The sequence below is a fragment of the Streptomyces sp. R818 genome (genome assembly GCF_056172735.1).
In genome coordinates, this window is the sequence record NZ_JAOCNE010000006.1 from 86,683 (window position 1) to 109,338 (window position 22,656).

The window sequence follows — 22,656 nt, forward strand, 5'->3', positions numbered from 1 at the left end:
GAGGTCGGGGGATGCCCCATCAAAACCTCCCTCCCCCCGCTCCCCCTCTAGGGAGGGGGGAGGTGTGGGGGAGGCAGGGGAAAACACCACCCCCGCAGGACCCCCGTGCACCATCTGCCACCGCCCCATCAACCCCACATGGGCCGAACGCGGATACGACACCCACCTCGGCTGCGACCCCGCCACCGGCAGCCACCCACCCGAGCAGAGCGACGCACCCCACGACGCCGCCTGACACCCACGCGCATCCGGTTAGCCCGAACCTCGCGCGCACAGCCCACACCACCAAAACGCCCTGCCAACCCACGGAGGCCCCAGATGCCCAACCACCCATCAGTGATCGCCCGCCCCACCGACAGCGGATTCGCCGGACGGTACGTCCACAACGACGGCCACCCCGACACCCGCATCCCGCTGCTCCACCAGCTGTACGCCGCGTTCGGCCGCGACCTCGACGCCATGAGCCGCTACCTGATCGACGAGCACCCGGCCGGTTGGTCGCAGCTCGGGCCCGACCCGGCCGTCGACACCGGGTGGGTCAACGGGCGCAGCAGCGTCGGCTACAAGGGCGCCGTCTGCTACTGCCACGGCGACCGCAACGAGACGGCGCAGCTGTGCACGCAGACCGACACCGACGCCGGCATGGCCGACTGGGTGTACGTCCTCACGGCCGACGGCATCGAAGTGCGTTCCGACGACGGCGAGGAGGACCCCGCCGTCTGGCGTGTGGCGATGTCGGTTCCGTGGCCGGCCGCCGAGCAGCCCACGGCCCTCACCGAGCAACAGCTCGCCGACATCGACACCCGACAAGCCGCCGCCACCGCAGGCCCGTGGTGCACCGACGGTGCGGAGATCTACCAGGGCAGCCCGGAGGACGTGCCTCATCTCGCTTCGTGGGTGGGCGAGACCTGCCGCGCGGACGAGGGGGACGGCGGGCGCGCCGATGCCGAGTTCATCGCCCACGCCCGGACGGACGTGCCCGCGCTGCTCGCGGAGGTGCGCCGCCTGAAGGGGCAGCGGAAGTACCTCCTCACGCAGCTCGCGAAGCGGGACGTCGAGACCGGCCGGGGCAACGAGGCGCTGCGGCAGTACCTCTCGGAGCGCACCCAGTGACCAGCAAACCCGCCTGACACCACGAAGGAGCACCATGCCCGACCGCCCGTACACCGACGACGACCTCCGCACCGAAGCCGCCCGCCAGCACGGCGTCCTCGCCGACGACCCCGACTTCATGGGCGTCGGCGAGCAGATGGAGGACGCCTTCATCGACTCGACCGACGACAACGACCCCGACGGCATCGAGGACTCCGGCTCCACGTGGGGTGAAGCCCTCGACCGGGAGCAGTTCGGCGAAGCACAGAGGAAGATCCACGACCTGATCCAGGGTGCCGCCGACGTGTCCGAGTGGGCCATCAACCTCGGCGCCGACGGCCTCGTCCCCTCCGACGCGCACCAGCTCACCCTCGACGGCAACCACACGCCGATCGCCCGCATCCACTTCGCGTTCGAGCCGGACATGCCCGACGAGATGAAGAACGCCCTCGTCACCGGCCTCGCGCAGGCCATCGCCGAGGCCCTCTGACGCAGCACCGGCCGCCCCCGCAGTCGAAGTGCGGGGGCGGCCGGCCCGACCAGTCCACCACAACCAGCCCGGAGACGACCATGACCGGCCGACAGATCGCCCTCGACACCCGCCCCCGCCGCATCCAACGCCGCCGCACCAAGGGATGGCGCGCCCCCGACGGCGCCGTCTACGTCGGCCGCGGCAGCCGATGGGGCAACCCCTGCACCCAGATCCGCACGCCCGCCCTGGACGGCTCCGAGTGGGAGCGTGAGGGCCGCCTCGGCAAGACGTCCGGCCAGTGGCACGGCTTCCGCCACCCCGACGGCACGACCACCTCACACCTCGTCCAGGACGCCACCCGCGAACAGGCCGTCGAGATGTACCGGCAGTGGGTCGCCGACCGGCCGTCGCTCGTCGAGGCCGCGCGCACCGAGCTGGCCGGCCGCGACCTCATGTGCTGGTGCCCGCCCGACGAGCCGTGCCACGCCGATCTGCTCCTCGCCATCGCCAACCCCGAGACCGTGGAGGCCGACCGTGGCTGACACCCCGCGCACCGACACCGACCTCCTCGCCGAGCTCGGCCAACTCCGCGCCCTCATCGCCGACAAGATCGCCACCACGCCCGTACGGCTCGGCGTCCCCGGCGGCACCGACCAGCTCGCCGACGAGTTGGCCCTCGCCGTCGCCGTGTACGTCGGCCGCCACGTCCTCCCCGCCGACGCCCTCGCACTCGCCAACCCGCCCCACCCCGCCGAGATCCAGTGGGTCGTCGAGACCCGCTGGAACGACGGCCCATGGAGGCCGTACGGCGCCCCGTGGCCGGACCGCGAGGAAGCGCGCAGCGACTTCGACGAGACCGTCCATGCCGCTGGGGGGCGAATGCGGCAGCGCAGCCGGGAGTACCGGCTCGTCCGCCAGTCGACCACGTACGCCGTCGAGGCCGAGCACACCCCGGAGCAGCAGGACAGGAGCGCGCAGTGAGCACCGACGGATTCACCGGGATCAGCCTCGCTGGCCGCTGGGAGTGCGGGGTCTGCGGCGCCACCGGCGACGGCTGGTACGACGAGGAGAACGGGCTCGTCCTGCACGACGAGGACGAGCAGCCGTTCGCCCCCGCCGACCACGTCTGCGGGGAGCAGCAGTGATCGTCCACGACCTGGCCACCGCCCTCCCCGCAGCCATCGGCCGCGCCATCCTCACCGTCGCCGCCACCACCGGCGCCACCGCGCTCCTCCTCGTCGGCATCGCCGCCATCACCACCAGCCTCATCACCGGCACATGGCCCCGCCGCCGCACCGACCAGCCCACCACCGAATACGAGGAAGCCGCATGAACACCTACCGCGTACTGGTCACCGGCTCCCGCGACTGGACCGATGTCGACACCGTCCGCCGCGAACTCGGCGACGCCGTCCGAGCGACTCGCCACGGTCAAGAGATCGTCATCGTGCACGGACACTGCCCGACCGGAGCCGACGCCATCGCCGACGAGTGGGCGGGCAAGTACGGCGCCACGATCGAACGCCACCCAGCTCAAGGCCACCCGACGCAGGACTTCGGCCCCTGGCCCGGGGCCGGGCCCCGCCGCAACGCCTACATGGTCCAGCTCGGAGCGGACGCCTGCCTCGCGTTCATCGGCCCGTGCACCAGCCCCCGGTGCCGCAAGCCCGGCCCGCACCCCTCGCACGGCGCGACCGGCTGCGCGCTGCTCGCCGAGCAGGCCGGCATCCCCGTCCGCCGGATCACCGTCTGACGTGGCCTCCACCCTCGGCGTCGCGCTGCTCGTCTGGCCGGTCGCCTCCGCGCTCCTGCTCACCATCCGGTGGGCAGGGCGCACCCTCCACCACCACACCCACCCCCGGGAGCAGCACATGCCCCTCTTCCTCCTCGGCCTCGCCCTCGGCGGCATCTCCGGAGGCGTCACCTTCGGCCTCACCGCAGACGGCCAAGTGGCCGCCATCGTCGGCGGGATCGCCGCCGTCCTCACCTGGCTCGGCATCGCAACCCTGATCTTCGTCGACGACTGACGCGCCTGCACCGCCGCCGCCCCTGCCTCCCCGGGGCGGCGGCCCGACCGGAAGGCCCACGATGACACCGCACCTCCGCCCCGCCCTCCTCCTCACCGCGGCCGCCGCCCTCACCAGCGCCGCCGCCGCGTACCTCGCCACCACCAGCGCGCCGCTGTGGGCCGCCCTCGTCGCCCCCTTCGCCGTCGCCCTCGCCCACTGCGCGGCCTGTGAGTGGACCCGACACCGGGCGGTCCTCGCCGAGCACGAGGCCGCGCGCCGCGCCGCCGAGGTCCACCTCCAGCGCGGCCCGCTCGCCGACCTGTACACCGCGTGCTGCTCCGCCGGGTTCGTCTCCCGGGGCCGCGCGCACGACACCACCTGCCCGACCCGCACGAGGAGCCACACCTCATGACCGACCGCATCAAGATCGACGACCTGACCAGCGACCAACTCGACGACCTGTACGCGCGAGCCGAGCAGGCCGAGACCGAACGCGACGCCGTGTACCGCGAGCGCGCACACCTCGTCGCGCTCCTCGGCGCCCTCACCCCCGGCGCCGTCATCACCCCGGCCCTCGACCTCGACGAGGCGGGATGGTGGATCGTCTACCTCAACATCGGCGGCCGTCAGGCGTCGTGGCACATCAGCCCGCGCGACGCTGGCCTGCTCAAGGACGTCGAGCACGTCGAGTACGGCGACCCGCGCGCACGGTGGGACGGTCACACCACCGAGCAGAAGTACGCCGGGATCGCCGCGCACACGGCCGAGCTGGCGGCGCGCGGCGTCGAGCAGGGCCCGGCAGCGACCCAAGCGACCGAGTCCGCCACACCCGCCGACCCGGACAACCCCCTCGTCGTCGACCGCTACCGCACCGACCGCGGCGAGTACGCCTGGTGCTTCCGATGCTGGGGCACCGACACCTGCGACGGCTGGCTGTCCCTCGACCACTCCTCCCGACAGTCCGCCGAGCGCGCCCGCGACCGGCACACCGCAGAGGAACACACGCAGACCAACACCCCGATCAAGGAGCAGCCGTGATCCGTCTCATCTCGAACGCCACCCTGTGGAACCTGCACATCGCCCAAGGCCGCGTCCCCGCCGTGCAGGATTGGGCGCGCGCCAACGGGATCAACCCCGACGACGTGCCCATCGACGCCGACCTGACGATCGAGGACACCACCGACGGCCGCGTCATCCACTACGTGGCCAACCTCCGCGACGACAAGGGCCGCGTCCGGGCTGACCCCTTCCACGACGGCGAGACCCTGCGGGAGCAGCGGACCGTGCCGCTCGCCGTCGAGCCGCCGGCCGAATGGCCTGTATACGCCGCGCCGCTACAAGGCGGGGTACCCGATGCCTGACCTGCACGACTGGTGGGCGTGCGTGTGCGGCCGGCGTCACGCCCCCTGGTGGCGCACCGTCCCGCCGCCGTCCTGCCCCAACGGCTGGCCGCGCCCGCCCCGCAGACCGGAGCCGTACGACATCTCGCGGCTGGCCGGCGACCTCTTCGACCTCTACGCCCGACCGCTACCGGGGCCCGCCGGGAAGGAGCACCGTGCCTGATCTCCATGGCTGGATCACACAGCAGGTCGACCGTACCGAGCGGCTCGCCCGTCAGGCGCGGGACGACATCCCCGCGCTGCTCGCGAGCGGAGACATCGGCAACCGGATGGCCGAGCAGCACATCCGTGCGCACGACCCGGCCGCCGTGCTGCGCCGCTGCGAAGCCGACCGCCGCGTCCTCGCCCGGCATCGCGTCGACCCGGCACAGGCCGGAAGCCCCTGGTCCGCGACGGTGTGCGAGGGCTGCGGAACCTTCGGCGACTGCGACGACCCTGTGACCGACAACCTGAACGACTGCCCCGAGCTGCTCGACCTCGGCCACGCGCACGGCCTGACACCGGAGATCCTCGCCGGGCTCGACCGGCCGGTGCCGCCCGAGCTGCCGGACCGCAAGCGCGCGGCAGGAACGTCGCTCGCGGACGCGGCGCTCCGGTACTTCTTGACGGGTGCGCTGCCCGCATCCACGCCGATGTCGGAGGTGCCGGCCGCGCTGCGCGGGCCCAACTGGCGGCCGTAGACATCAGCTTGCGGGCGCCCGGCGTGGGGCGCAGCTTGTGCTACTCCGGACACGACGAAGCCGGGCATCACGGACCGTGACTGACGAGGGGCAAGCACGACAGAGTTTGTTACGCCTAGGCGTAACGAACTCTGCGCTACCAAGCCCAGGCGATTGCGGAGCGTTACAACTGGCGGGCACGAAGAAGCCCCCGGCCCTGACGGGTCGGGGGCTCGTTCGCGTGCGGCTACTCGGCAGCGCTCAGCTGCTCCCACAGCCACGGCGTGTGCGTCGTGTGCCGGTGATGCCTGCCGCACGCCTTGCAGTGCGACGGACGGATCCGCATCGGGACGACCGCATGCAGCGGCTTCCGCCAGTCGCCCTCGGCTTGCAGGTGGTCGCCTCGGTGCTGGCCGCAAAGGTCACAGATCCAGTAGCCGTCGGAGCCGTCCTGGCGCACCGGCCCTTCGCGAAACCAATGGTCGGCGATCAGCGGGCGGGCTGTCATGGCCGCTACGCCTCCGCATCCTTGGCTGGCTTGTCCGGGTCATCGGCGATGATCTGCCGGATCCGGCTGAAGTTCACGCCCGTCGCGTCGGCGATCTGCCGGTACGACATACCGTTCGCCTGCATCTCCAGCACAGCGTCGCGGCGCTCGCGGCGCACCTTCTCCCCGACGGACTTCAGCAGGTCCGTCAATCTCTTCGCCCTGGCCTCGGGGGGCTCGCCCTCCGTCAGCGCATCGATGGCGTCCAGCACGCGCTGTACCTCCTCTGCCCGGTCGTCCATGTCCGTTCCTTCCCGGGGCTCGGGAGGCGGATCGTCCCAACCGTCTTGTGTAGGACCCTACACGGCGTGTAGCTTCCTACACAACGGTTCGGAGGGCCCCCTCCACCGTGATCAACAAGTACGGCCCCGGCCGGAGTTCGCACCTCCATATGGCCGGGGCCAGACCCACCCCGACGCGAGAAGGAGCAGGTCCGTGGACCACGGTATCGGCCTCAAGACCAACAGCGAAGCCTCCGGCAGGAGCGCCCTCGTCGCCCGCGCCCTCGGCTTCCGCCCCGGCTGGACGCCCGACGAGCACCTCGGCGAGACCCTCCACTTCATCACCGCGTACACCCAGCACGAGCTCAACCGCATCTACGTCCGCGCCGGCGGGACCGTCACCACCCAGCTCGTCACCCGCACCACCAGCAACGGGCAGACCACGTGGCCCGCCACCGAGATCACCCTCACCATCCCCGTGCCCGGCATCGGCAACGTGCAGGTCGTCACCGACTGGCACGCCGACAACGGCGGCCTCGACCTCCCGATCATGCAGGCCGTCCCGAACGCCGAGCTGATCGCATGAGCGCCGAACACGAGCGCACCAAGCCGCCGCTCCCCGTCCGTCCGCCGCGCCCCCACCCCCAAGGCGTCGCCGCCGCCCTGCACCGCCTGGCCGACCGCCTCGACACCCAGCCCAACCGGCCGGCCGCCATCTACGTCATCCGCGGCTACGGCCGGGCGTACGGCCTCACGAGCGACTGGCTCGACCTCCTGCCCACCCCGGACGGCGCCCCGCACTCCGAGTACGCCACCCGCCTGCGGGAGATCGCCGGAGGGGAGCAGCCCCGATGACCTGCTGCGGACAGCCCATGAGCTGGCAGGGCGACAAGTGGGTGTGCAGCAAGTGCCACGCCTACTTCATCCCCGGCTTCGACCTTGCCGTCCTCACCTGGACGGGCGGTGCCTGATGGACGCCTTCGACCCCTGGCAGCACCCCCTCGTCACCGGCATCGACGAGGACGCGCAGTACACCGCCGTCCTCAGCGACGACGGCGGCACCACCTGGCGCGAGGACCCCCACCCCCACCCCGTCTGCGGCGGACACGTCCAGATCGAGGCGGGACAGGCCCTCCGCGCCCTGGCCAGCGGAGCGTCCGGCTACCACGTCCGCTCCGAGGACGACGCGGCGACCGTGACCATTCAGCGCGGCGACGCCGTCGTCAAGTGGACGAGGAGGGACGCCTGATGCGCCTCTTCCCTCGCCGCGAGCAGACGACGCGCGACTACCCCGCCGCCGGAGTCAGCGTCACCGGCGACGCCGGCCGCTTCCGCCGGGCCAAGACCAGCGGCGCCCGCCGCGCCGACCGCAAAGCCGAGAAGTGGGAGCAGCAGCACCGCCGCCGCTTCGGCTAGCTCACGCCCCACCACCGACCGGCCGGGCCCCGCGCCCTGCCCCCGCTGCCGGGGCCCGGCCCTCTCCGCTCCCGGAGGAGCACCGTGAACGCAGACCAGCTCACCCAGTGGGCGGTCGCCAACCCCTGGCCGGCCGCCACGACCGCGAGCACCGCCGCGGTCATCGTCGGCGTGGCCACCTGGCGCGCGACGAAGGCGCTCCGGGCCATCCGCCCGCCCGCCGCCGTCCTCGCCGCAGCCACCGGCGCGCTCGTGTGCACCGGCTACAGCGGCGACACCTCGTGGCGGTTCGCCGAGCACTGGCTCGACATGGCCGACCCATCCGAACGCCTCCTGCTCTTCGCCGCCGCCGAGGTCGCCCTCATGGCCTGCGGCATCATGGCCCGCGCCAACAAGCGCGCGACCACCACCGACGACGAGGCCGGTACGCCCGGCGTGCCCGGCGCCCTCATGTGGGTCATCACCGCCGTCCTCGTCATCCCCTGCTACGCCGAGGCCGGGCTCGTCGGCGGCACCGTCCGCGCCGTCATCGGCCCCGTCATGGCCGGGCTGCTCTGGCACCTCGCCATGGGTCTGGAGATCCGCGTCGCCCGCCCGACGGCCCTGTCGTCCGGGCTGCTCCCCATGATCGGCCGAGAGCTGCGCGAGCGGCTCCTGTCCTACCTGGGGCTCGCGACGCGGGACCGTACCGCGGAGCAGATCACCCGGGACCGGGCCACCGCCCGCGCCGTACGCCTCGGCGCCCGCCGCTGGCTCAGCCCGTGGGGCAAGGCCCGGCTCGCCGCCGCACTCGCCCGCTCCGGCGCGGCGACCAACGGCGAGCAGCGCCACACCCTCATGCAGCAGCTCGCCGGGCGGCGCAGCGCCGACGCGCTGCGGACCGTACCCGTCGTCTCCCCGTGGGTACAGCAGCCCGTACCCGAGGCGTACCCGCGTACCCCGCTCGGCGTGACCGGCGAGCAGCTCCGCCGCATGGAGCCGATCGAGGCGATCCTCTCCGTGCACCGCGCGCACCCCACCGCGGCGCCCGCCAGACTCGCGTCCCTGTGCACCGAGTACGGCGTACCCGTCTCCGAAGCGCTGGCCGGACTCGCCCTGCGCTCGGAGAAGTGGGGCCTGCCCGAGACGCTCACGCCGATTGCGCCCGAGCACCCCGAACTCGCATCCGTACCTGAGCCCGTACTCGACGACGTACCCGAGCCGCCGCCTGCGGAGACGCTCGAACTCGACCTCGCCGACATGCCCGAACTGCACCCCGAGGTACGCCAACGCGAACCCGTACTCGCGGCCGAGCAGCCCCGTACCCAGGTACACGCCCGCGTGCCCGACGAGCCGCCCGCCGAGGACGCCGTACGGGACCGCGACGAAGAGCCTGTACCCGCCCCGAGTACACCGCCGGGTACGGACCCGCTCCTCGGCCGTGCCCGCGTACTCGACGCCGAGTACGGGCGTACCCACAACGGCCAGACCGTTTCGATCCGCGTACTCAAGGCCGAACTCCGCATCGGCCAGGCGCGCGCCGCGCGGGTGCGCGCCGCACTCGCAGAGAGGCCCACCCCATGACCGACACCCGCCACGGGCCCGACGCCGAGGAGCGCCGCCTTCAGGCGTGGCTCCGCCAGCGCGTGGACGGCCCGGCCGTCGTCGAGGAGAAGCCGCTCCCGCCCAAGCCGACGTACCTGCCCGACGGCTACCGGCCCGCCCCGGCACCCGACGACTGGTGGAACCGGGTCTACGGCCCGGGCGGCGCCTCGCCCATCGAGGACGCGCCCGCCCCGGCCGCGAAGCAGGAGCAGCCGGACGACGAGCCTGGCCCGGCCCCCCGCAAGCGCACCAAGGGCAGGGGCACGGCCAAGGCTGAGGACAAGGAGAAGGCCAGGTCGCAGGGCAAGGGCAAGAAGACCAAGGGCAAGAAGAAGGCCAAGCAGCATCCCGCGACCGTCGACCCCCGCAAGGCACTCGTCGACGCCATCGACGGCGTGCCGCCCCGCCTGCGCCGCCTCGCCGCCAACCTCGCCGCGGCCGGACTCGGCTGGAGCCTCGGCTGGGTGGGCTTCGCCCAGGACGTATGGGCCTGGATCGCACTGCACGGCCCCGCCGACGCGCAGTCGATCTTCTGGTTCGTCATCGGCCTCGCCTGCCTGCTCCTCTACCGCCGCTCGCGTGCCTGGTGGTGGCCCGTCGCCTGGATGGCCTCCGTCCCCGCAGCCTCCGCCATCGCGGGCGTGCTCCTGTACGCCCCCAACGCCTGAAGGGCACCCCGTGTTTGGAGACCTCGGACCCGCCGGCATCGCCCTGGCGCTGACGGCCCTGCTCATCTTCGGTATCCCGGGCGACGGCAAGCTGAAGCCGCTCGGCTGGTGGACGACGTTGCTCGTCGCCATGCTCGCGGCCAGCTCCTACAAGGCGGCTGGGGGCCTGTTCAACGTCGTGCCCGACGCGGCCGGGACCGCCATCGACTTCATGCGCGGCCTGATCAAGGGCGTCACTATGCCCGCGCTCACGCTCACCGTGGCGATCTTCATCCTCTACAAGAAGCTCAGCACCAAGCAGCTCGGCATCGTCGCACTGCTCTTCTTCTACCTCGCCCAAGGGGCGGGCGGGAACTGGACCTACCTGGCCGACGCCATCGAGAGCGCCCGGAACGGACTCCAGTGATGCACATCAACCTGCGCAAGAAGGCGGCCGAGCCGGAGCCCGCCGAGGAGACCGGGCCCGAGGACGTCGAAGAGCAGGAAGCGGAGGAGACCGACCCCGAGACCGTCGGTCAAGGACTGGTCCGAGCGGTCCGGGACTGGGCACGCTGGTGCATCGCCCGCGTCGGCCTCCGCTGGACCTACGGCATCCACGTCGCCGCACTGTGGGCCAGCGCCTTCTACGGCGGCTGGATCGCGGCCGGCCTCATCACCGGCCTCGTGTCCGGCGTCGCCTCCTTCGTCCCCAGGCCCACCCTGGACCGCGTCCTCAGCCGGATCGAGGCCCGCCAGCGGCCCCCGAAGAAGGCCAAGGCCGAGGCCCCCGCGGAGCCTCCCGTCGACCCCCTGATCGGTCTCCTGTGGCACCTCGTCGGAGACGCCTCCGGGGTGCACTTCAAGACCCTCATGGAGCACCTCGAAAAGGGGGCCGCAGAGGCGGGGCAGAAGCCCCCGTCGAAGGCCGATGTGGTGGCCAAGTTGGGGGCCCGCGGCATCACCGTTCGCCCCTCTGTACGGAACCACGAGGAGCGCGTGAACAAGGGGATCCACAGAGACGACCTCAAGGCCGCTCGCGCCCCCTCTCCCGACCCCTCGCCCAGCACCACCCCTGACGTGTAGCTACCGCCGTAGCTACGCCTCTGACCAGCCACGTAGCAACCGCCGCTACAGCCGTAGCGGCCCGTAGTAGCGACCCCTGGAGCACCTGTGCCGTACCTCTACCGCTGCGTCCAGTGCCGTACCGAGGCGCCCGCCAGACGCGACACCCGAGCGGAAGCGGAGGACGACCAACAGGCGCACCGCGACGCCGCGCACGGCGGGCACCGGCCCATCGACGGCGACGGCATCGAGCGCGTCCACGCGGACGCCCGCGGCGACGGCTGGCTCCCCGACGGCAGCTGCCTCGCGGCGCTCGTCCTGCTCGCGCTGATCCTCTACGGCTGCATCAAGCAGTAGCCCACAGGCCCCGGGGCGGCCGCCCGCCTGGCAGCTGACCGACCGCCCCGGTCCACCCATCCCGAACACGAGACAGGAGCGCCATCATGGCATTTTGGAACCGCGGCCAGACCACGTCCGAGACGGAGACCCGCCCCCGCACCCCTTCGGAGCAGGCCCTGTCCGCCACGGTGGACAAGCTGCCGAAGAACGTGAGCGACTGGACCCCCGAGCAGCGCGCCGAGTACGCCGAGAAGTCGAACACCGTCATGCGCGAGCAGCACGGGACGCCCCGCGCCCTTGGGCGCCGCCAGTAGCATTCGGTACCCGGCCCCGTCGCACACCCCCCGGTGCGGCGGGGCCTCCGCATGTCACAACACGGACACGCCCCCACACGCCCGGCACCGCGCGCCGCATCATGCTCTCCAACATCAACGCGAGGGGCGGGGCATGCCGAACTACAACGAAGTCCACACGGCCGTACGGACGGAGAAGCGCAACCTCTGGCTCGCGTGGGCCGCAGGCAACGTGATCATGTTCCTCATCGCGCGCGCCACACGGAACATAGCCGTCGTCTCCGTGGTCACTCAGGTGCTGGTCGTCGTCGTGTTCCTCGCGCTCACCGTGACCCTGTTCCGGATGACGAGCGCCCTGAACCGGAAGGCCGACAGGGCGCGGCGCGAGGTGCTCGGCGAGTAGCGCCGCCCTTACCCGGGCTGCCTCGTGCAGCCCGCCACGGGACAGCGCCAGGGGATGTAGTACGACGGTTCATCGTCGTACGCGTGAGGGTCGGGCTTCACGAGACGGGGCCGACCCTTGAAGGGAACATCGTGCTCAGGGCAGCGCTCAGGTACGACGCTGTCGAGTTCGGACTTCCGATAGATCTTCGCCATACCAGCACGGTAAGGCGGATTGCGGAGAACGTTCCCCCTGCTCCAACTCGAAGGCCCCGCCCGGGAGTGTTCCGGGCGGGGCCGTCGTCATGCGGTGGGCTGCTCACTGTCGGCCGGCTGTTCTCGCCGCTTCCTGTTGACGCGTTCGTGCATCAACTCGATGAGCACGTCAGAGCGTGAGCGCCCCGCTTCCACTGTGGCGTCGAAGTCCTTGAGTAGCTGCGGTGGTGGGCGGAACGAGATGGGCGGTGTCTGGCCGGTGGCGGGCCGCGCCATGAGTCCTCCTCAGGAGTCGTATTACAGAAACCAGCATCCACCTGCGTAACCCTATTGACAAGCCTCCAGCTCCGGGTGCATTCTCGTAATACAGAAACCGCACGGGGCCAGGGGGACCAGATGAACAGCACCACTCACCAGCACACCAACTGCCTCGGCTGCGGCCGCACCCTCCGCGCCCCCAAGTCCATCGCCGCCGGCTACGGCCCCCGCTGCGCCGCCAAGATCCGCGCCGCCGCGAAGACCCTCGACACCAGCGACTACAAGCCCCACCAGATCGCCAGCGCCCGCGAGCTGATCGCCGACGCCGCGATCATCCCCCTCCGCAGCGTCGTTTTCCTCGCCGTCTCCACCGACGGCACCGAGACCTACCGCAGCGCCCCCACCGCCTGCACCTGCCCGGCCGGGCTGAAGGGCTCCCGCTGCTACCACCAGCTCGCCGCCCGTCTCCTCCTCGCCGCCTGACGCTCATCATGCTGCGCGATGGACAGCGTCCGTATCATCACGAACTATGAACACCGACGACCCGGCCCCGGCCGACCCCGACGAGGGCCCGGCGCCGGACACCAACCCGCACCAGCGTCAGCGCAACAGCCGCGGCAGCTTCGAGCGCAGCATGGACACCGTGCGCCGCGACGCCCGCGCCGCCGAACTCCGCGCCGAGGGCATGACCTACCCGCAGATCGGCGAGCAGCTCGGCATGAACAAGGGCGACGCATGGCGCGCCGTGCAGCGCGCGAAGGCGGACGTCGCCCGCCCGGCCGTCACCAAGCTGATCCAGGCGGAGAGCGGTGAGCTCGACGACCTGTACGTGATGGCCCTGGAGGTCATCGAGGCGAACCACGTCGTCGTCTCGCACGGCAAGGTCGTGACGATGCTCGATCCGGGGAGCGGCGCGGAGAAGCCGCTCACGGACAACGGGCCCAAGCTGCAAGCGATCCAGACCGCGCTCCGGATCCGCGAGTCGTACCGCAAGTTGCACGGGTTGGACGCCGAGCAGAAGGTCAACGTGTCCGGCGCGGTGCGGTACGAGGTCGTCGGCGTCGACCCGGCGGACCTCACGTGACGACCGCGCTCGACCGTGACGCGGTCGTCCGCTACGAACCCCGCGGCGCAGCACGGCAGCTCTTCAAGAACCGAGAGTCCGAGGTAGTCATCGCGGGCCCGGCCGGCACCGGCAAGAGCCTCGCCGCCCTCTTCCGCGTCCACCTCGCCGCGCTCAACAACCCGGGCATCCGCTGCCTGATCGTCCGCAAGACCGCCGTGTCCCTGGGCTCGACGACGCTGGTCACGTACGAGAAGAAGGTCGCCGCCGACACGCTCGCGCGCGGCGTCGTCCGCTGGTTCGGCGGGTCGCCGCGCGAGGCCCCGTGCTACCGGTACTCGAACGGGTCCGTGATCGTGGTCGGCGGCATGGACAAGCCGGAGAAGATCATGAGCGCGGAGTACGACCTCGTGTTCGCGGACGAGGCGACCGAACTCACCGAGACCGACTGGGAGTCGATCGCCACCCGCCTCCGCAACGGCGCGCTCTCGTGGCAGCAGCAGATCGCCGCGTGCAACCCGGCACAGCCCACCCACTGGATCAAGCGGCGCTGCGACCAGGGCCGCGCGCGGATGCTTGTCTCCCGGCACTCGGACAACCCGGCGTACGTGAACGCGGACGGCAGTCTCACCGAGCAGGGCGTCGACTACTTCAACAAGTTGGACAACCTCACCGGCGTCCGGCGCCTCCGGCTGCGGGACGGCGTATGGGCGGCGGCCGAGGGGCTGATCTACGAGGAGTTCGACGACAGCGTGCACCTCGTCGACCAGTTCAAGATCCCGCCGCAGTGGTCGCGGTGGATCAGCGTGGACTTCGGGTTCACGAACCCGATGGTGATGCAGTGGTGGGCCGAGGACGGCGACGGCCGCCTCTACCTGTACCGCGAGCTGTACCACTCCCGGCGCCTCGTCGAGGAGATGGCGAAGCAGGCCCGCGAGCTGATGGTGTACCCGTCCGGGCAGTGGCGCGAGCCGCAGCCCCGCGCGGTCATCTGCGACCACGACGCCGAGGACCGGGCCACCCTGGAGAAGTACCTCCAGATGGGCACGCAACCTGCGGAGAAGGCCGTGAGCACTGGCATCCAGGCGGTGAAGTCCCGCCTGAAGGTGGCGGGCGACGGCCGCCCGCGCCTGCACATCATGCGCGGCGCGCTCGTCGAGCGGGACCCGGTGATGGACGAGGCAAAAAAGCCGGCCAGCACGGAGGAGGAGATCAGCGGCTACGTGTGGGCGGTGAAGCCGGGCGGTACGTCGCCGGAGGCGCCGCTGAAGGAGAACGACCACGGGGCCGATGCGCTCCGGTACATGGTCGCCGAGCGGGATCTCGGTGGGCGGCCCCGGATGAGGTGGGTGGGATGAGGAAGCTGAACCCCTCGAAGCTGAAAGATTTGCGGTCAGGAGCCATGTTGACAGGAGGATTTACACTCATCACAGCGGGAACATGGAATATCTTTGGCGTCGGGGTCGGGCTGATCTCCGCTGGGATCTCGATGTTCGTCATGCAGTGGTGGGTTGACGGCGGCGACTGACGCGAGGGAGGTGACCGGTGGGCAGAACGCTCCTCGGCTCCCTCGCCCGGTCCGCCGCCACCATCGCCAACAAGACGCCCGTTCCCTTCACCTCCACCACCAGCCGCGCTGGACTCGGCTCCGGCCTCCTCCGCCCCGCAGGCCAGGAAGCGCAGATGCGCGCCATGGGTGGCAGCAGCACCCTGTACGCGATCGTCGACCGCATCTGCACCACATACGCCGGCGTCGAGTGGAAGCTCTACCGGAGCGCCAAGAGTGGCCGTGACGAGGACCGCGTCGAGGTCACCTCACACGCCGCGCTCGACCTGTGGAACAAGCCCAACGCCCACATGACGGGGCCCGCGTTCCGCGAAGCCGGGCAGCAGCACGAGGAGCTGACCGGCGAGCAGTGGTGGGTGATCGCCCACCACGAGCGTTCGTCGCTGCCGCTGGAGCTGTGGCCGGTCCGCCCCGACCGCATGGAGCCGGTCCCCGACCCGACCGAGTTCCTCCTCGGCTACGTGTACCGCGGCCCGTCCGGGGAGCGTGTACCGCTCGGTGTGGACGACGTCATCAGCCTGCGCCGCCCGAACCCGCTCGACCCGTACCGGGGCTTGGGCGTGGTGCAGACGATCCTCATGGACATCGACGCCACCCGCGCGAGCGCGGAGTGGAACGCCAACTTCTTCCGGAACAGCGCCGAGCCGGGCGGCGTCGTCGAGGTCGACCGGCGCCTCACCGACGACGAGTTCCGCGAGTTCACCACCCGGTGGGGCGAGCAGCACCGTGGGGTGTCCAACGCCCACCGGGTCGGCGTCCTAGAGAACGGGCTGAAGTGGGTCGACCGCAAGTACTCGATGCGGGAGATGCAGTTCGCTGAATTGCGCTCCGTCAACCGCGAGATCATCCGCGAGGCGTTTGGGTTCCCGAAGCCGATGCTCGGCGCGACCGACGACGTGAACAGGGCCAACGCGGAAGCGGCGGCCTACGTGTTCGCGCGCTGGCTGATCCAGCCGCGCCTAGAGCGCGTGCGGGAGATGCTCAACACGCGGCTGCTCCCCATGTACGGGGCGACCGCCCGCGGCCTGGAGTTCGACTTCGTCAGCCCCGTCCCTGAGGACGCCGAGGCTGAGGCGAACATCCTGCAAAAGCGGGCCCTTGCCACGGCCACCCTTCAGGGCGCCGGGTACGCGGCCGTCGATGTTCTCAAGGTGACGGACCTGCCGGACATGGGTGCGCGGACGCCGGAGGAGCAGCTCCTCGTGGACATCGTCCGCGGCGCGCCCTCGACCGCCCCCGTCATCTTGCCGCTCCTCGGATTCGATCTGCCGCAGGGGTTCGGCACGGAGCAGGGCGCGCAGCCCTCGAACCGCTGGACGCCGCCCACGTGGGCCACCGACGAGATCGAGGCGGCGCAGCGGTGGGTGGCCAAGTGCGAGGACGACGACAACACCTGCAAGCCGTGCCGCGACAACAACGGCAAGACCTACCGCAACCGGGCCGAGGCGTACGCGGACTACCCGGGCGGGCGCGGCTACGTGAAGTGCGTGGGCGCTGAGCACGGCAACGACTGCCGGTGCCGCGTGGTGAAGCGCGGTCGGAAGGGTGAGGGCGAATGACGGGAATCCCTGGGCTCGTGCTGCCCGCGGCGGCGGCCAAGTTCGTCGCGCGGCAGCGGGAGCAGGCCGAGAAGCTTCGTGCGCAGCACGGCATCGCCGCGCAGTCCTGGTACCGCATCACCAATAGCAGTGACCCGGACGAGGCCGAGCTGCTCTTGTACGACGAGATCGGCGGCTGGTTCGGCGCCACCGCCGACCAGTTCGTCGCGGACCTGCGCGGGGTCTCCTCCCCGACCCTGCGCGTCCGCATCAACAGCCCCGGCGGCTCCGTGTACGAGGGCATCGCCATCGCCAACGCGCTGCGCTCGCACCCGGCGATGGTCGTGGTCCAGGTCGACAGCATCGCCGCCTCGATCGCCTCCGTCATCGCCATGGCCGGGGACCGGGTCGAGATGGCCCCCAACAGCATGCTGATGATCCACGACGCGTGGGGGGCGTGCATCGGCAACTCGGCCGAGATGGAGGAGATGGGTGAACTCCTCGACCTGCTCAGCGACAACATCGCCGACGCCTACGCCGCCCGCGCTGGCGGCACCCGCGCGCAGTGGCGCGACGCCATGCGGCAGGAGACGTGGTACCTCCCCGAGGACGCGGTCGCGGCCGGCCTCGCGGATGAGGCCCTGTCCACGCCCAAGACTGGTGAGCCCGTCGAGCCGGACGAGGATGAGGACGAGCCAGACATGGCGCGCGGCTGGGACCTCGCCGCGTACGGGTACGCCGGACCCGCCGCGCCGGAGCGGCCGAAGCCTGGCCCGCCGCCCGCCCGCGAGGACGAGCCGCAACCCGTGACGCTGACGGCCGCGCTTGGCGACACCCTCGGCGAGGAGATCGTCGCCATGGTCCGCCGCGCAGTCGCCAAGGACCAGGCGCCGGCCGAGGAACCCGCTGCGGAAACGGAGCAGCCTGCCGAGCCTGAGGCGCAGGACGAGCCGGAGCCCGCAGCCGAGGCCGAACCCGACGCGTGGGCCGCAATGACCGCCCACCTGACCGACGACGCAGACGACTGGTCGGCGCTCGTCTCCACCCTGATCGAGCCCGAGGCGTCGTCCAGCGCGGCGACGGACTGAAGGAGGCACCAGTGGCACCCACGATGACCATCCCGCGCAACGCCGAGGAACTGGCGGAGATGCTGGCCGACGGCGCGAAGCTGAAGGAGGTCATGGCGTCCCGCGACTCCCTGACCGAGTTCATCACCGCGTACGGCGAGGCGCTCCAGGGCGAGGGCACCGACCTCAACCGCCTTGTCGCCGAGGAGACCCAGCGGGTCTTCGCGAAGATGATGCGCGAGAACGGCATGGACAACGTCGGCAAGGACGCTATCCAGCGCCTCGACCTGGACCCGCAGGCCAAGAAGCGCGGCATGCTCACCTCGCACCGCAAGGGCACCGCGCACAACCCGACCGCTCCGGGTGCCGCTCTCGACGCCGTATTCGAGAACAGCACCGAGTACGTGCGCACCATCTGGCACGGCGCACCGCAGGCCGAGGTGGCGGAGAAGCTGTCCGTCGTCCGGAACGCCGCGAGCAGCGTGTCCCCGGCGGACGGTGGGTTTCTCGTCCCGGAGACGCTCCGCGCGCAGCTGCTCCAGATCGCGCTGGAGCAGTCGGTCGTCCGCCCGCTCGCGACGGTCGTGCCGATGGACTCGGCCCGGGTCCCGATGCCGATCATCGACTCGACGACGAACAAGGGCTCCGTGTTCGGCGGCATGATCGCCTACTGGTCCGAAGAGTCCGCGATGCTCCAGGACGCGTCGCCGAAGTTCGGCAGGGTGACCCTCGACGCGAAGAAGCTCACGGGTCTCAGCGCCGTCCCCAACGAGCTGATGCAGGACAGCATCGTTTCGTTCGCGTCGCTGATCGAGACGCTGTGGCCGCAGGCCCTCGCGTTCTCCGAGGACCAGGCGTTCATGACCGGCACCGGCGCGGGCATGCCGCTCGGCTTCTTCGGTGCGAAGAACAAGGCCGCGGTGACCGTCGCCCGGAACGCTTCCAACCAGATCAAGTACGTCGACATCATCGCGATGTACGCGCAGATGCTGCCGTCGTCCCTGTCCAACGCGGTGTGGATCGTCGCCCCGGACGCACTGCCGCAGCTGCTCCAGATGAGCCTCACGGTCGGCGACGGCGGCAACAGCGTGTTCGTCGTCAACGCCTCGGGCCCGTTCCCCATGACGATCTTCGGCCGTCCGCTGATCATCAGCGAGAAGGCTGCGGCCCTCGGCGCCCGCGGCGACATCGCGTTCGTCGACCTCTCCTACTACCTCATCGGCGACCGGCAGACCATGACCGCCGACTCCTCGACGGACTACCGCTTCGGCTCCGACCAGACCACGTTCCGGATCATCCAGCGCGTGGACGGCCGCCCGTGGCTCCAGTCCGCCATCACCCCCGCCAACGGCAGCACGAAGAAGCTCAGCCCGTTCGTCGAACTCGCGGCGTAGCGGACCGGCCGGCGGCGGCATTCGCTCCCCGCCGCCGGTCTTCACCCGACCGGCAGTGTCGCCCCGGCGGCCACCCCAGACAGGAGACACCCCATGTCGCAGAAGGCTCTCGGCCGACTGTTCAACACCACCCCCGCAGCCGACGGCGTCTGGATCAACGTCGGTGACCAGGCGGGCGGCGTCACCTTCGTCGGCTACCTCGGCGCCGCGGCCGGGGACACCTACACGCTCCAGCAGGCCAAGGACAGCTCGGGCACGGGCGCGGTGAACCTCGCCGCGATCACCGAGTACTACACGAACACGGGCAACGGCTCGGACGCGTGGACCCGCCGCACGCAGGCGGCGGCCGCGACCGTCGTCGCCGCAGCGACCGCCGTGCAGCAGGCCGTCGTCATCGAGATCGAGGGCACGCAGCTCGCCGACGACATGTGCTTCGTGAAGCTCACGTCGACCGGCAACGGCACGGTCAACGCGCTCCAGCGCGACCTCATGGTGCAGCGCGCACCGGAGAACCTCCCCGCCACGGGAGCGTGAGCCCGTGCTGTGGATCTGCAAGGACTGCACCGCGGCGTACGCCGTGGACGCGCCCCACTGCCCGCAATGCGGCAGCACCGAGCACACCGAGGAAGGAGCCGAGAACATGCCGAAGATCACCGTGGACAACGGTCCGTCCGACGCGGCAACGGACATCGTCATCGAGGGCGAGCACGGGCCGGAGCTCGTGCCTGGCCCGGACGCGGCCCCGGGACGGATCGTCCCAAGCGCTCCGGCCGAGAGCGGCCAAGCGGCGCAGCCCGAGGACGCCCCCGCTGAGTCCGAGACGGCTGAGCGGCCGGCGCCGGACGCGGACGCGCAGAGCGCGGAGCAGCGGCTCCCGCGCCGCTCGCGCAAGTCCCCCACGGAGTAGGTCATGGCCGAAGGATTCTCCACCGCCGCAGCGAACACGCACCTGGACAACCAGGTCAGCGCGTACCCCTGGTTCAAGCTGCACGTCGGCGCCCCGGGCCCGAACGGCACAGCCAACGCCGCCGTCGAGACGACCCGGAAGAACCCCGCCTTCGCGGCGGCGTCCGGCGCCTCGAAGGCCACGTCGACAGACGCCGCGTGGACTGGCGTCGCGGGGACCGAGGACTACACCCACTGGTCCCAGTGGTCCGCGGCGTCGGGGGGATCCTTCGGCGGCTCCGGTGCCATCACCGCGAACGCGGTCACGACCGGTGACGCCTTCACCATCCCGGCCGGGAGCCTCGTGCTCACCGTGCCGACCGCATCCTGACCAGCCACCCGCTACGCCCTGAGGAGGTGATCGACCATGACGACGTTCAGCGACAACTTTGACCGGCCCGACGGTACCGACCTCGGCCCCGACTGGATCGAGGTGTCGGGCGACTGGTCGATCATCTCCGGGCAGCTCTCCCCGGGCGCAGGGGGCGGCACGATCATCAACCGTGCAGCGGTCGCTATGGCCAGCAGCAACCACTACGCGCAGGCCACCATCGCCATGGCCACCTCCGCCTCACAGGGCGTGTGGTGCCGGGGCAACTCGATCGGCGGCCTCACCTCGGGTTACCTGTGGCGCAACGACGGCACGGAGTGGACGCTGTTCTCGGTCGACGGCGGTAGCTTCACCAGCATCGGCTCGTACGTGGCGGCGGCTGCGCCCGGCGACGTCGCCCGCGTGCAGGCTGTCGGCTCCACCATCACCGGTTTCGTCAACGGGACCGCCCGCGTCAGCGTGGTCAACACCGCCGTGGAGACCGGGCTGACCGTCGGCATCCGCTCCGAGTCCGTTGGCGCCGTCCGCTACGACAACTTCAGTGCCGCAGACATCACCCCGGTCGTGACGGGCAGCGCGAGCGGCACGTTCGGCGGGCTGACCGGCACCGCGTCCGGAGTCCGCAAGGTCACGGGCGCGGGAGCCGGTGCGCTCGGTGGGCTGGCCGGGACGGCGTCCGGCGTCCGGCGTGTGCTCGGTGCGGCCGTCGGCGCCCTCGGCGGACTGAGCGGCTCGGCGACCGGCCGGCGCACGGTCGTCGGTACGGCCACGCTTACGGGCGGCGCCCTGCACGGCAGCGCCACCGGCACGCGCGCAGTCACCGGCAGCGCGAGCGGGACGTTCGGCGGCCTCGACACCGTGACGACCACCCCCGACGCTGAGCCCGTCCCCGCGCAGGGCTCTTGGTACGGGCTCCTCGACATCCTCCAGGAGGGCGCGCAGCTGTACCGCGAGGACCGCGAGCGCACCCCGGTGGCGTGCCTGGACTGCGGGGAGCCGCTCCGCACCGGGCCGCGCGGCCTGTACTGCCCGTTCGACGGGTCGATCTGGGGGCCGGGCCCGCAGCGGCTCGGCCAGGTCGGCGCCACCTCGGGGCGGTGGTGACCGTGATCTGGTACGCGACCCGCGAGCAGGTGAAGGACGCGCTGGACCAGAAGGAGACGGCCCGCGCCAATTCGAAGATCGACCGTGCGATCGGTGCCGCCTCGACTTCGATTGAGGGACTGTGCCACCGCACGTTCTACCCGGAGCAGGCGTCCCGGTCGTGGGACTGGCCGTCTGGGCAGTCCGCTCCGTCTTGGCGGCTGTGGCTCGACAGCAACGAGCTGATCTCCCTGTCCGGCGTCACCACCGGTGGGCGGGACATCAGCCTCGACGACGTGCTGCTCCGGCGCAGTGACGGCCGCGACGAGCCCCCGTTCACATACATCGAGCTGAGTCTCGCCTCGTCGGCAGCGTTCGGCGGTGGCCCGACCACCCAGCGGGACATCACCGTCACCGGCCTGTTCGGCTACCGCAACGACGAGACGATCCTCGGCGCGCACACGGGCATCACCGGCGGGGCTACGACGCTCACCGTAGACGCGGCCACGTCGGCGGAGCTCGGCATCGGCTCGCTGCTCCGCCTCGACGACGAGCGCGCCACGGTCACCGCCCGCTCGATGGCGAGCACCGGGCAGACGCTCACCGCGCCCGTGGACGCGCAGATGAAGACAACCACGCTGCCGGTGTCGGACGGGTCCGCCTTCGCTGAGGGCGAGCTGATCCTCGTGGACGGCGAGCGCTGCCGGGTCGACGAGATCGCTGGCGACAACCTCATCGTCCGGCGGGCAACCGACGGCTCGGCGGTCGCCGCGCACGACGCGGCCACGCCGGTCTACGCCCCGCGGTCACTGCGCCTGCGACGGGGTGTCCTCGGTACGACGGCGGCCGCGCACACCGCGGGCGGCACCGTCGTGCGCTGGGACCCGCCCGCCCTCGTCAACGAGCTGTGCATCGCGCAGGCGATGACCAACCTGCTTCAGGGCGCTGCCGGGTACGCGCGCACGGTCGGCTCCGGCGAGGGCACCCGCGAGGCGGCCGGCCGGGGGCTGTCCGCGATCCGTGAGGACACGTACACCGCTCATGGCCGCAAGGCCCGAGCGAGGGCGGTGTGA

Annotated in this window: 40 protein-coding genes; 37 read left to right on the top strand and 3 right to left on the bottom strand. The window is 71.4% G+C overall.

What is annotated here, in order from left to right; genetic code table 11:
- The first annotated feature begins 64 nt into the window (after nucleotides 1–64).
- From N5I75_RS16685 to N5I75_RS16750, 14 genes are all read left to right on the top strand, one after another.
- Nucleotides 65–235: a hypothetical protein gene (locus N5I75_RS16685; RefSeq protein ID WP_476678311.1), complete on the top strand. Its 171-nt coding sequence runs from the start codon at nucleotides 65–67 to the stop codon at nucleotides 233–235.
- 83 nt (nucleotides 236–318) lie between these two features.
- Entirely contained in the window at nucleotides 319–1,113 is a 795-nt protein-coding gene (locus N5I75_RS16690; protein ID WP_476678312.1) for a hypothetical protein, read from the top strand.
- A 34-nt stretch (nucleotides 1,114–1,147) separates the two neighbouring features.
- Nucleotides 1,148–1,582: a hypothetical protein gene (locus tag N5I75_RS16695; RefSeq protein WP_476678314.1), complete on the top strand. Its 435-nt coding sequence runs from the start codon at nucleotides 1,148–1,150 to the stop codon at nucleotides 1,580–1,582.
- 80 nt (nucleotides 1,583–1,662) lie between these two features.
- Nucleotides 1,663–2,106: a DUF4326 domain-containing protein gene (locus N5I75_RS16700; RefSeq protein ID WP_476678316.1), complete on the top strand. Its 444-nt coding sequence runs from the start codon at nucleotides 1,663–1,665 to the stop codon at nucleotides 2,104–2,106.
- Nucleotides 2,099–2,545 carry a hypothetical protein gene (locus N5I75_RS16705; RefSeq protein WP_476678318.1) on the top strand — a complete coding sequence of 149 codons (447 nt, stop codon included), beginning with the start codon at nucleotides 2,099–2,101 and terminating at the stop codon, nucleotides 2,543–2,545. The genes N5I75_RS16700 and N5I75_RS16705 overlap by 8 nt, the downstream gene beginning before the upstream one ends.
- The gene (locus N5I75_RS16710; RefSeq protein ID WP_476678319.1) at nucleotides 2,542–2,709 is read left to right on the top strand and encodes a hypothetical protein; all 168 of its coding nucleotides are present in this window, start codon (nucleotides 2,542–2,544) and stop codon (nucleotides 2,707–2,709) included. The genes N5I75_RS16705 and N5I75_RS16710 overlap by 4 nt, the downstream gene beginning before the upstream one ends.
- Nucleotides 2,706–2,897 carry a hypothetical protein gene (locus N5I75_RS16715; RefSeq protein ID WP_476678321.1) on the top strand — a complete coding sequence of 64 codons (192 nt, stop codon included), beginning with the start codon at nucleotides 2,706–2,708 and terminating at the stop codon, nucleotides 2,895–2,897. Before N5I75_RS16710 ends, N5I75_RS16715 begins: the two co-directional genes overlap by 4 nt.
- Nucleotides 2,894–3,316: a DUF2493 domain-containing protein gene (locus N5I75_RS16720; RefSeq protein WP_476678323.1), complete on the top strand. Its 423-nt coding sequence runs from the start codon at nucleotides 2,894–2,896 to the stop codon at nucleotides 3,314–3,316. The genes N5I75_RS16715 and N5I75_RS16720 overlap by 4 nt, the downstream gene beginning before the upstream one ends.
- Nucleotide 3,317: 1 nt before the next feature.
- Nucleotides 3,318–3,590, top strand: a complete 273-nt coding sequence (locus N5I75_RS16725) for a hypothetical protein (protein WP_476678325.1) — start codon at nucleotides 3,318–3,320, stop codon at nucleotides 3,588–3,590.
- A 61-nt stretch (nucleotides 3,591–3,651) separates the two neighbouring features.
- A complete protein-coding gene (locus tag N5I75_RS16730; RefSeq protein WP_476678326.1) occupies nucleotides 3,652–3,984 on the top strand; it encodes a hypothetical protein in 333 nt (110 codons plus the stop codon).
- On the top strand, nucleotides 3,981–4,610 hold the full coding sequence (locus N5I75_RS16735) for a hypothetical protein (protein WP_476678328.1): 630 nt from the start codon (nucleotides 3,981–3,983) through the stop codon (nucleotides 4,608–4,610). The genes N5I75_RS16730 and N5I75_RS16735 overlap by 4 nt, the downstream gene beginning before the upstream one ends.
- Complete coding sequence (locus N5I75_RS16740) at nucleotides 4,607–4,933, top strand: hypothetical protein (RefSeq protein WP_476678330.1); 327 nt, start codon at nucleotides 4,607–4,609, stop codon at nucleotides 4,931–4,933. The genes N5I75_RS16735 and N5I75_RS16740 overlap by 4 nt, the downstream gene beginning before the upstream one ends.
- Nucleotides 4,926–5,135 carry a hypothetical protein gene (locus N5I75_RS16745; protein ID WP_476678332.1) on the top strand — a complete coding sequence of 70 codons (210 nt, stop codon included), beginning with the start codon at nucleotides 4,926–4,928 and terminating at the stop codon, nucleotides 5,133–5,135. Before N5I75_RS16740 ends, N5I75_RS16745 begins: the two co-directional genes overlap by 8 nt.
- A complete protein-coding gene (locus N5I75_RS16750; RefSeq protein ID WP_476678334.1) occupies nucleotides 5,128–5,652 on the top strand; it encodes a DUF6221 family protein in 525 nt (174 codons plus the stop codon). The genes N5I75_RS16745 and N5I75_RS16750 overlap by 8 nt, the downstream gene beginning before the upstream one ends.
- A gap of 226 nt (nucleotides 5,653–5,878) precedes the next feature.
- On the opposite strand, the gene N5I75_RS16755 is transcribed toward N5I75_RS16750, so the two are convergent.
- Nucleotides 5,879–6,139 carry a hypothetical protein gene (locus tag N5I75_RS16755; RefSeq protein ID WP_476678336.1) on the bottom strand — a complete coding sequence of 87 codons (261 nt, stop codon included), beginning with the start codon at nucleotides 6,137–6,139 and terminating at the stop codon, nucleotides 5,879–5,881.
- A gap of 5 nt (nucleotides 6,140–6,144) precedes the next feature.
- The gene (locus tag N5I75_RS16760; RefSeq protein ID WP_476678338.1) at nucleotides 6,145–6,420 is read right to left on the bottom strand and encodes a hypothetical protein; all 276 of its coding nucleotides are present in this window, start codon (nucleotides 6,418–6,420) and stop codon (nucleotides 6,145–6,147) included.
- 193 nt (nucleotides 6,421–6,613) lie between these two features.
- Here N5I75_RS16760 and N5I75_RS16765 point away from each other — a divergent pair, with 193 nt between their 5' ends.
- The 11 genes from N5I75_RS16765 to N5I75_RS16815 all read left to right on the top strand — a co-directional run bounded on the left by N5I75_RS16765 (nucleotide 6,614) and on the right by N5I75_RS16815 (nucleotide 12,143).
- Nucleotides 6,614–6,985 (top strand): hypothetical protein, encoded by a 372-nt coding sequence (locus tag N5I75_RS16765; protein ID WP_476678340.1) that lies wholly within the window; start codon nucleotides 6,614–6,616, stop codon nucleotides 6,983–6,985.
- Nucleotides 6,982–7,254 (top strand): hypothetical protein, encoded by a 273-nt coding sequence (locus tag N5I75_RS16770; RefSeq protein ID WP_394434534.1) that lies wholly within the window; start codon nucleotides 6,982–6,984, stop codon nucleotides 7,252–7,254. Before N5I75_RS16765 ends, N5I75_RS16770 begins: the two co-directional genes overlap by 4 nt.
- A 115-nt stretch (nucleotides 7,255–7,369) precedes the next feature.
- The gene (locus N5I75_RS16775; protein ID WP_476678342.1) at nucleotides 7,370–7,648 is read left to right on the top strand and encodes a hypothetical protein; all 279 of its coding nucleotides are present in this window, start codon (nucleotides 7,370–7,372) and stop codon (nucleotides 7,646–7,648) included.
- On the top strand, nucleotides 7,648–7,815 hold the full coding sequence (locus tag N5I75_RS16780; protein ID WP_476678344.1) for a hypothetical protein: 168 nt from the start codon (nucleotides 7,648–7,650) through the stop codon (nucleotides 7,813–7,815). Before N5I75_RS16775 ends, N5I75_RS16780 begins: the two co-directional genes overlap by 1 nt.
- Before the next feature lie 84 nt (nucleotides 7,816–7,899).
- A complete protein-coding gene (locus N5I75_RS16785) occupies nucleotides 7,900–9,378 on the top strand; it encodes a hypothetical protein (RefSeq protein ID WP_476678346.1) in 1,479 nt (492 codons plus the stop codon).
- Complete coding sequence (locus N5I75_RS16790) at nucleotides 9,375–10,067, top strand: hypothetical protein (RefSeq protein WP_476678348.1); 693 nt, start codon at nucleotides 9,375–9,377, stop codon at nucleotides 10,065–10,067. Before N5I75_RS16785 ends, N5I75_RS16790 begins: the two co-directional genes overlap by 4 nt.
- Before the next feature lie 10 nt (nucleotides 10,068–10,077).
- Nucleotides 10,078–10,473, top strand: coding sequence for a hypothetical protein (locus tag N5I75_RS16795; protein ID WP_476678350.1), 396 nt, complete (start codon nucleotides 10,078–10,080; stop codon nucleotides 10,471–10,473).
- A complete protein-coding gene (locus N5I75_RS16800) occupies nucleotides 10,473–11,129 on the top strand; it encodes a hypothetical protein (protein ID WP_476678352.1) in 657 nt (218 codons plus the stop codon). The genes N5I75_RS16795 and N5I75_RS16800 overlap by 1 nt, the downstream gene beginning before the upstream one ends.
- A gap of 87 nt (nucleotides 11,130–11,216) precedes the next feature.
- A complete protein-coding gene (locus tag N5I75_RS16805; protein ID WP_476678353.1) occupies nucleotides 11,217–11,465 on the top strand; it encodes a hypothetical protein in 249 nt (82 codons plus the stop codon).
- Nucleotides 11,466–11,551: 86 nt separating this feature from the next.
- On the top strand, nucleotides 11,552–11,761 hold the full coding sequence (locus N5I75_RS16810; protein WP_394434525.1) for a hypothetical protein: 210 nt from the start codon (nucleotides 11,552–11,554) through the stop codon (nucleotides 11,759–11,761).
- A 133-nt stretch (nucleotides 11,762–11,894) separates the two neighbouring features.
- Nucleotides 11,895–12,143, top strand: coding sequence for a hypothetical protein (locus N5I75_RS16815; RefSeq protein ID WP_476678355.1), 249 nt, complete (start codon nucleotides 11,895–11,897; stop codon nucleotides 12,141–12,143).
- Nucleotides 12,144–12,424: 281 nt separating this feature from the next.
- Here the strand turns inward: N5I75_RS16815 and N5I75_RS16820 are convergent, their stop codons facing one another.
- The gene (locus N5I75_RS16820) at nucleotides 12,425–12,613 is read right to left on the bottom strand and encodes a ribbon-helix-helix domain-containing protein (RefSeq protein WP_476678357.1); all 189 of its coding nucleotides are present in this window, start codon (nucleotides 12,611–12,613) and stop codon (nucleotides 12,425–12,427) included.
- A gap of 120 nt (nucleotides 12,614–12,733) precedes the next feature.
- On the opposite strand from N5I75_RS16820, the gene N5I75_RS16825 reads away from it, so the two are divergent.
- The 12 genes from N5I75_RS16825 to N5I75_RS16880 all read left to right on the top strand — a co-directional run bounded on the left by N5I75_RS16825 (nucleotide 12,734) and on the right by N5I75_RS16880 (nucleotide 22,656).
- The gene (locus N5I75_RS16825; RefSeq protein WP_476678359.1) at nucleotides 12,734–13,078 is read left to right on the top strand and encodes a DUF6011 domain-containing protein; all 345 of its coding nucleotides are present in this window, start codon (nucleotides 12,734–12,736) and stop codon (nucleotides 13,076–13,078) included.
- 46 nt (nucleotides 13,079–13,124) lie between these two features.
- The gene (locus tag N5I75_RS16830) at nucleotides 13,125–13,679 is read left to right on the top strand and encodes an RNA polymerase sigma factor (protein WP_476678361.1); all 555 of its coding nucleotides are present in this window, start codon (nucleotides 13,125–13,127) and stop codon (nucleotides 13,677–13,679) included.
- Nucleotides 13,676–15,016, top strand: a complete 1,341-nt coding sequence (locus tag N5I75_RS16835) for a phage terminase large subunit (RefSeq protein ID WP_476678363.1) — start codon at nucleotides 13,676–13,678, stop codon at nucleotides 15,014–15,016. The genes N5I75_RS16830 and N5I75_RS16835 overlap by 4 nt, the downstream gene beginning before the upstream one ends.
- Nucleotides 15,013–15,186 carry a hypothetical protein gene (locus tag N5I75_RS16840; protein ID WP_476678364.1) on the top strand — a complete coding sequence of 58 codons (174 nt, stop codon included), beginning with the start codon at nucleotides 15,013–15,015 and terminating at the stop codon, nucleotides 15,184–15,186. The genes N5I75_RS16835 and N5I75_RS16840 overlap by 4 nt, the downstream gene beginning before the upstream one ends.
- 17 nt (nucleotides 15,187–15,203) lie before the next feature.
- The gene (locus N5I75_RS16845; protein WP_476678366.1) at nucleotides 15,204–16,784 is read left to right on the top strand and encodes a phage portal protein; all 1,581 of its coding nucleotides are present in this window, start codon (nucleotides 15,204–15,206) and stop codon (nucleotides 16,782–16,784) included.
- Nucleotides 16,781–17,851 carry a head maturation protease, ClpP-related gene (locus N5I75_RS16850; protein WP_476678368.1) on the top strand — a complete coding sequence of 357 codons (1,071 nt, stop codon included), beginning with the start codon at nucleotides 16,781–16,783 and terminating at the stop codon, nucleotides 17,849–17,851. Before N5I75_RS16845 ends, N5I75_RS16850 begins: the two co-directional genes overlap by 4 nt.
- An 11-nt stretch (nucleotides 17,852–17,862) precedes the next feature.
- Nucleotides 17,863–19,224 (top strand): phage major capsid protein, encoded by a 1,362-nt coding sequence (locus N5I75_RS16855; protein WP_476678370.1) that lies wholly within the window; start codon nucleotides 17,863–17,865, stop codon nucleotides 19,222–19,224.
- 93 nt (nucleotides 19,225–19,317) lie between these two features.
- Entirely contained in the window at nucleotides 19,318–19,758 is a 441-nt protein-coding gene (locus tag N5I75_RS16860) for a hypothetical protein (RefSeq protein WP_476678371.1), read from the top strand.
- A gap of 4 nt (nucleotides 19,759–19,762) precedes the next feature.
- Nucleotides 19,763–20,131, top strand: a complete 369-nt coding sequence (locus N5I75_RS16865; RefSeq protein ID WP_476678373.1) for a hypothetical protein — start codon at nucleotides 19,763–19,765, stop codon at nucleotides 20,129–20,131.
- A gap of 3 nt (nucleotides 20,132–20,134) precedes the next feature.
- The gene (locus N5I75_RS16870) at nucleotides 20,135–20,500 is read left to right on the top strand and encodes a phage tail fiber protein (protein WP_476678375.1); all 366 of its coding nucleotides are present in this window, start codon (nucleotides 20,135–20,137) and stop codon (nucleotides 20,498–20,500) included.
- Nucleotides 20,501–20,536: 36 nt separating this feature from the next.
- Nucleotides 20,537–21,604: a hypothetical protein gene (locus tag N5I75_RS16875; protein WP_476678376.1), complete on the top strand. Its 1,068-nt coding sequence runs from the start codon at nucleotides 20,537–20,539 to the stop codon at nucleotides 21,602–21,604.
- A gap of 2 nt (nucleotides 21,605–21,606) precedes the next feature.
- A complete protein-coding gene (locus tag N5I75_RS16880) occupies nucleotides 21,607–22,656 on the top strand; it encodes a hypothetical protein (protein WP_476678378.1) in 1,050 nt (349 codons plus the stop codon).

What these genes read in the sequence shown, in the direction of transcription:
- N5I75_RS16690 (WP_476678312.1), top strand. Translation starts at nt 319, where the DNA reads ATGCCCAACCACCCATCAGTGATCGCCCGCCCCACCGACAGCGGATTC.
- N5I75_RS16695 (WP_476678314.1), top strand. Translation starts at nt 1,148, where the DNA reads ATGCCCGACCGCCCGTACACCGACGACGACCTCCGCACCGAAGCCGCC.
- N5I75_RS16700 (WP_476678316.1), top strand. Translation starts at nt 1,663, where the DNA reads ATGACCGGCCGACAGATCGCCCTCGACACCCGCCCCCGCCGCATCCAA.
- N5I75_RS16720 (WP_476678323.1), top strand. Translation starts at nt 2,894, where the DNA reads ATGAACACCTACCGCGTACTGGTCACCGGCTCCCGCGACTGGACCGAT.
- N5I75_RS16730 (WP_476678326.1), top strand. Translation starts at nt 3,652, where the DNA reads ATGACACCGCACCTCCGCCCCGCCCTCCTCCTCACCGCGGCCGCCGCC.
- N5I75_RS16735 (WP_476678328.1), top strand. Translation starts at nt 3,981, where the DNA reads ATGACCGACCGCATCAAGATCGACGACCTGACCAGCGACCAACTCGAC.
- N5I75_RS16745 (WP_476678332.1), top strand. Translation starts at nt 4,926, where the DNA reads ATGCCTGACCTGCACGACTGGTGGGCGTGCGTGTGCGGCCGGCGTCAC.
- N5I75_RS16755 (WP_476678336.1), bottom strand. Translation starts at nt 6,139, where the DNA reads ATGACAGCCCGCCCGCTGATCGCCGACCATTGGTTTCGCGAAGGGCCG.
- N5I75_RS16760 (WP_476678338.1), bottom strand. Translation starts at nt 6,420, where the DNA reads ATGGACGACCGGGCAGAGGAGGTACAGCGCGTGCTGGACGCCATCGAT.
- N5I75_RS16770 (WP_394434534.1), top strand. Translation starts at nt 6,982, where the DNA reads ATGAGCGCCGAACACGAGCGCACCAAGCCGCCGCTCCCCGTCCGTCCG.
- N5I75_RS16775 (WP_476678342.1), top strand. Translation starts at nt 7,370, where the DNA reads ATGGACGCCTTCGACCCCTGGCAGCACCCCCTCGTCACCGGCATCGAC.
- N5I75_RS16780 (WP_476678344.1), top strand. Translation starts at nt 7,648, where the DNA reads ATGCGCCTCTTCCCTCGCCGCGAGCAGACGACGCGCGACTACCCCGCC.
- N5I75_RS16790 (WP_476678348.1), top strand. Translation starts at nt 9,375, where the DNA reads ATGACCGACACCCGCCACGGGCCCGACGCCGAGGAGCGCCGCCTTCAG.
- N5I75_RS16800 (WP_476678352.1), top strand. Translation starts at nt 10,473, where the DNA reads ATGCACATCAACCTGCGCAAGAAGGCGGCCGAGCCGGAGCCCGCCGAG.
- N5I75_RS16810 (WP_394434525.1), top strand. Translation starts at nt 11,552, where the DNA reads ATGGCATTTTGGAACCGCGGCCAGACCACGTCCGAGACGGAGACCCGC.
- N5I75_RS16815 (WP_476678355.1), top strand. Translation starts at nt 11,895, where the DNA reads ATGCCGAACTACAACGAAGTCCACACGGCCGTACGGACGGAGAAGCGC.
- N5I75_RS16820 (WP_476678357.1), bottom strand. Translation starts at nt 12,613, where the DNA reads ATGGCGCGGCCCGCCACCGGCCAGACACCGCCCATCTCGTTCCGCCCA.
- N5I75_RS16825 (WP_476678359.1), top strand. Translation starts at nt 12,734, where the DNA reads ATGAACAGCACCACTCACCAGCACACCAACTGCCTCGGCTGCGGCCGC.
- N5I75_RS16830 (WP_476678361.1), top strand. Translation starts at nt 13,125, where the DNA reads ATGAACACCGACGACCCGGCCCCGGCCGACCCCGACGAGGGCCCGGCG.
- N5I75_RS16840 (WP_476678364.1), top strand. Translation starts at nt 15,013, where the DNA reads ATGAGGAAGCTGAACCCCTCGAAGCTGAAAGATTTGCGGTCAGGAGCC.
- N5I75_RS16850 (WP_476678368.1), top strand. Translation starts at nt 16,781, where the DNA reads ATGACGGGAATCCCTGGGCTCGTGCTGCCCGCGGCGGCGGCCAAGTTC.
- N5I75_RS16860 (WP_476678371.1), top strand. Translation starts at nt 19,318, where the DNA reads ATGTCGCAGAAGGCTCTCGGCCGACTGTTCAACACCACCCCCGCAGCC.
- N5I75_RS16870 (WP_476678375.1), top strand. Translation starts at nt 20,135, where the DNA reads ATGGCCGAAGGATTCTCCACCGCCGCAGCGAACACGCACCTGGACAAC.
- N5I75_RS16875 (WP_476678376.1), top strand. Translation starts at nt 20,537, where the DNA reads ATGACGACGTTCAGCGACAACTTTGACCGGCCCGACGGTACCGACCTC.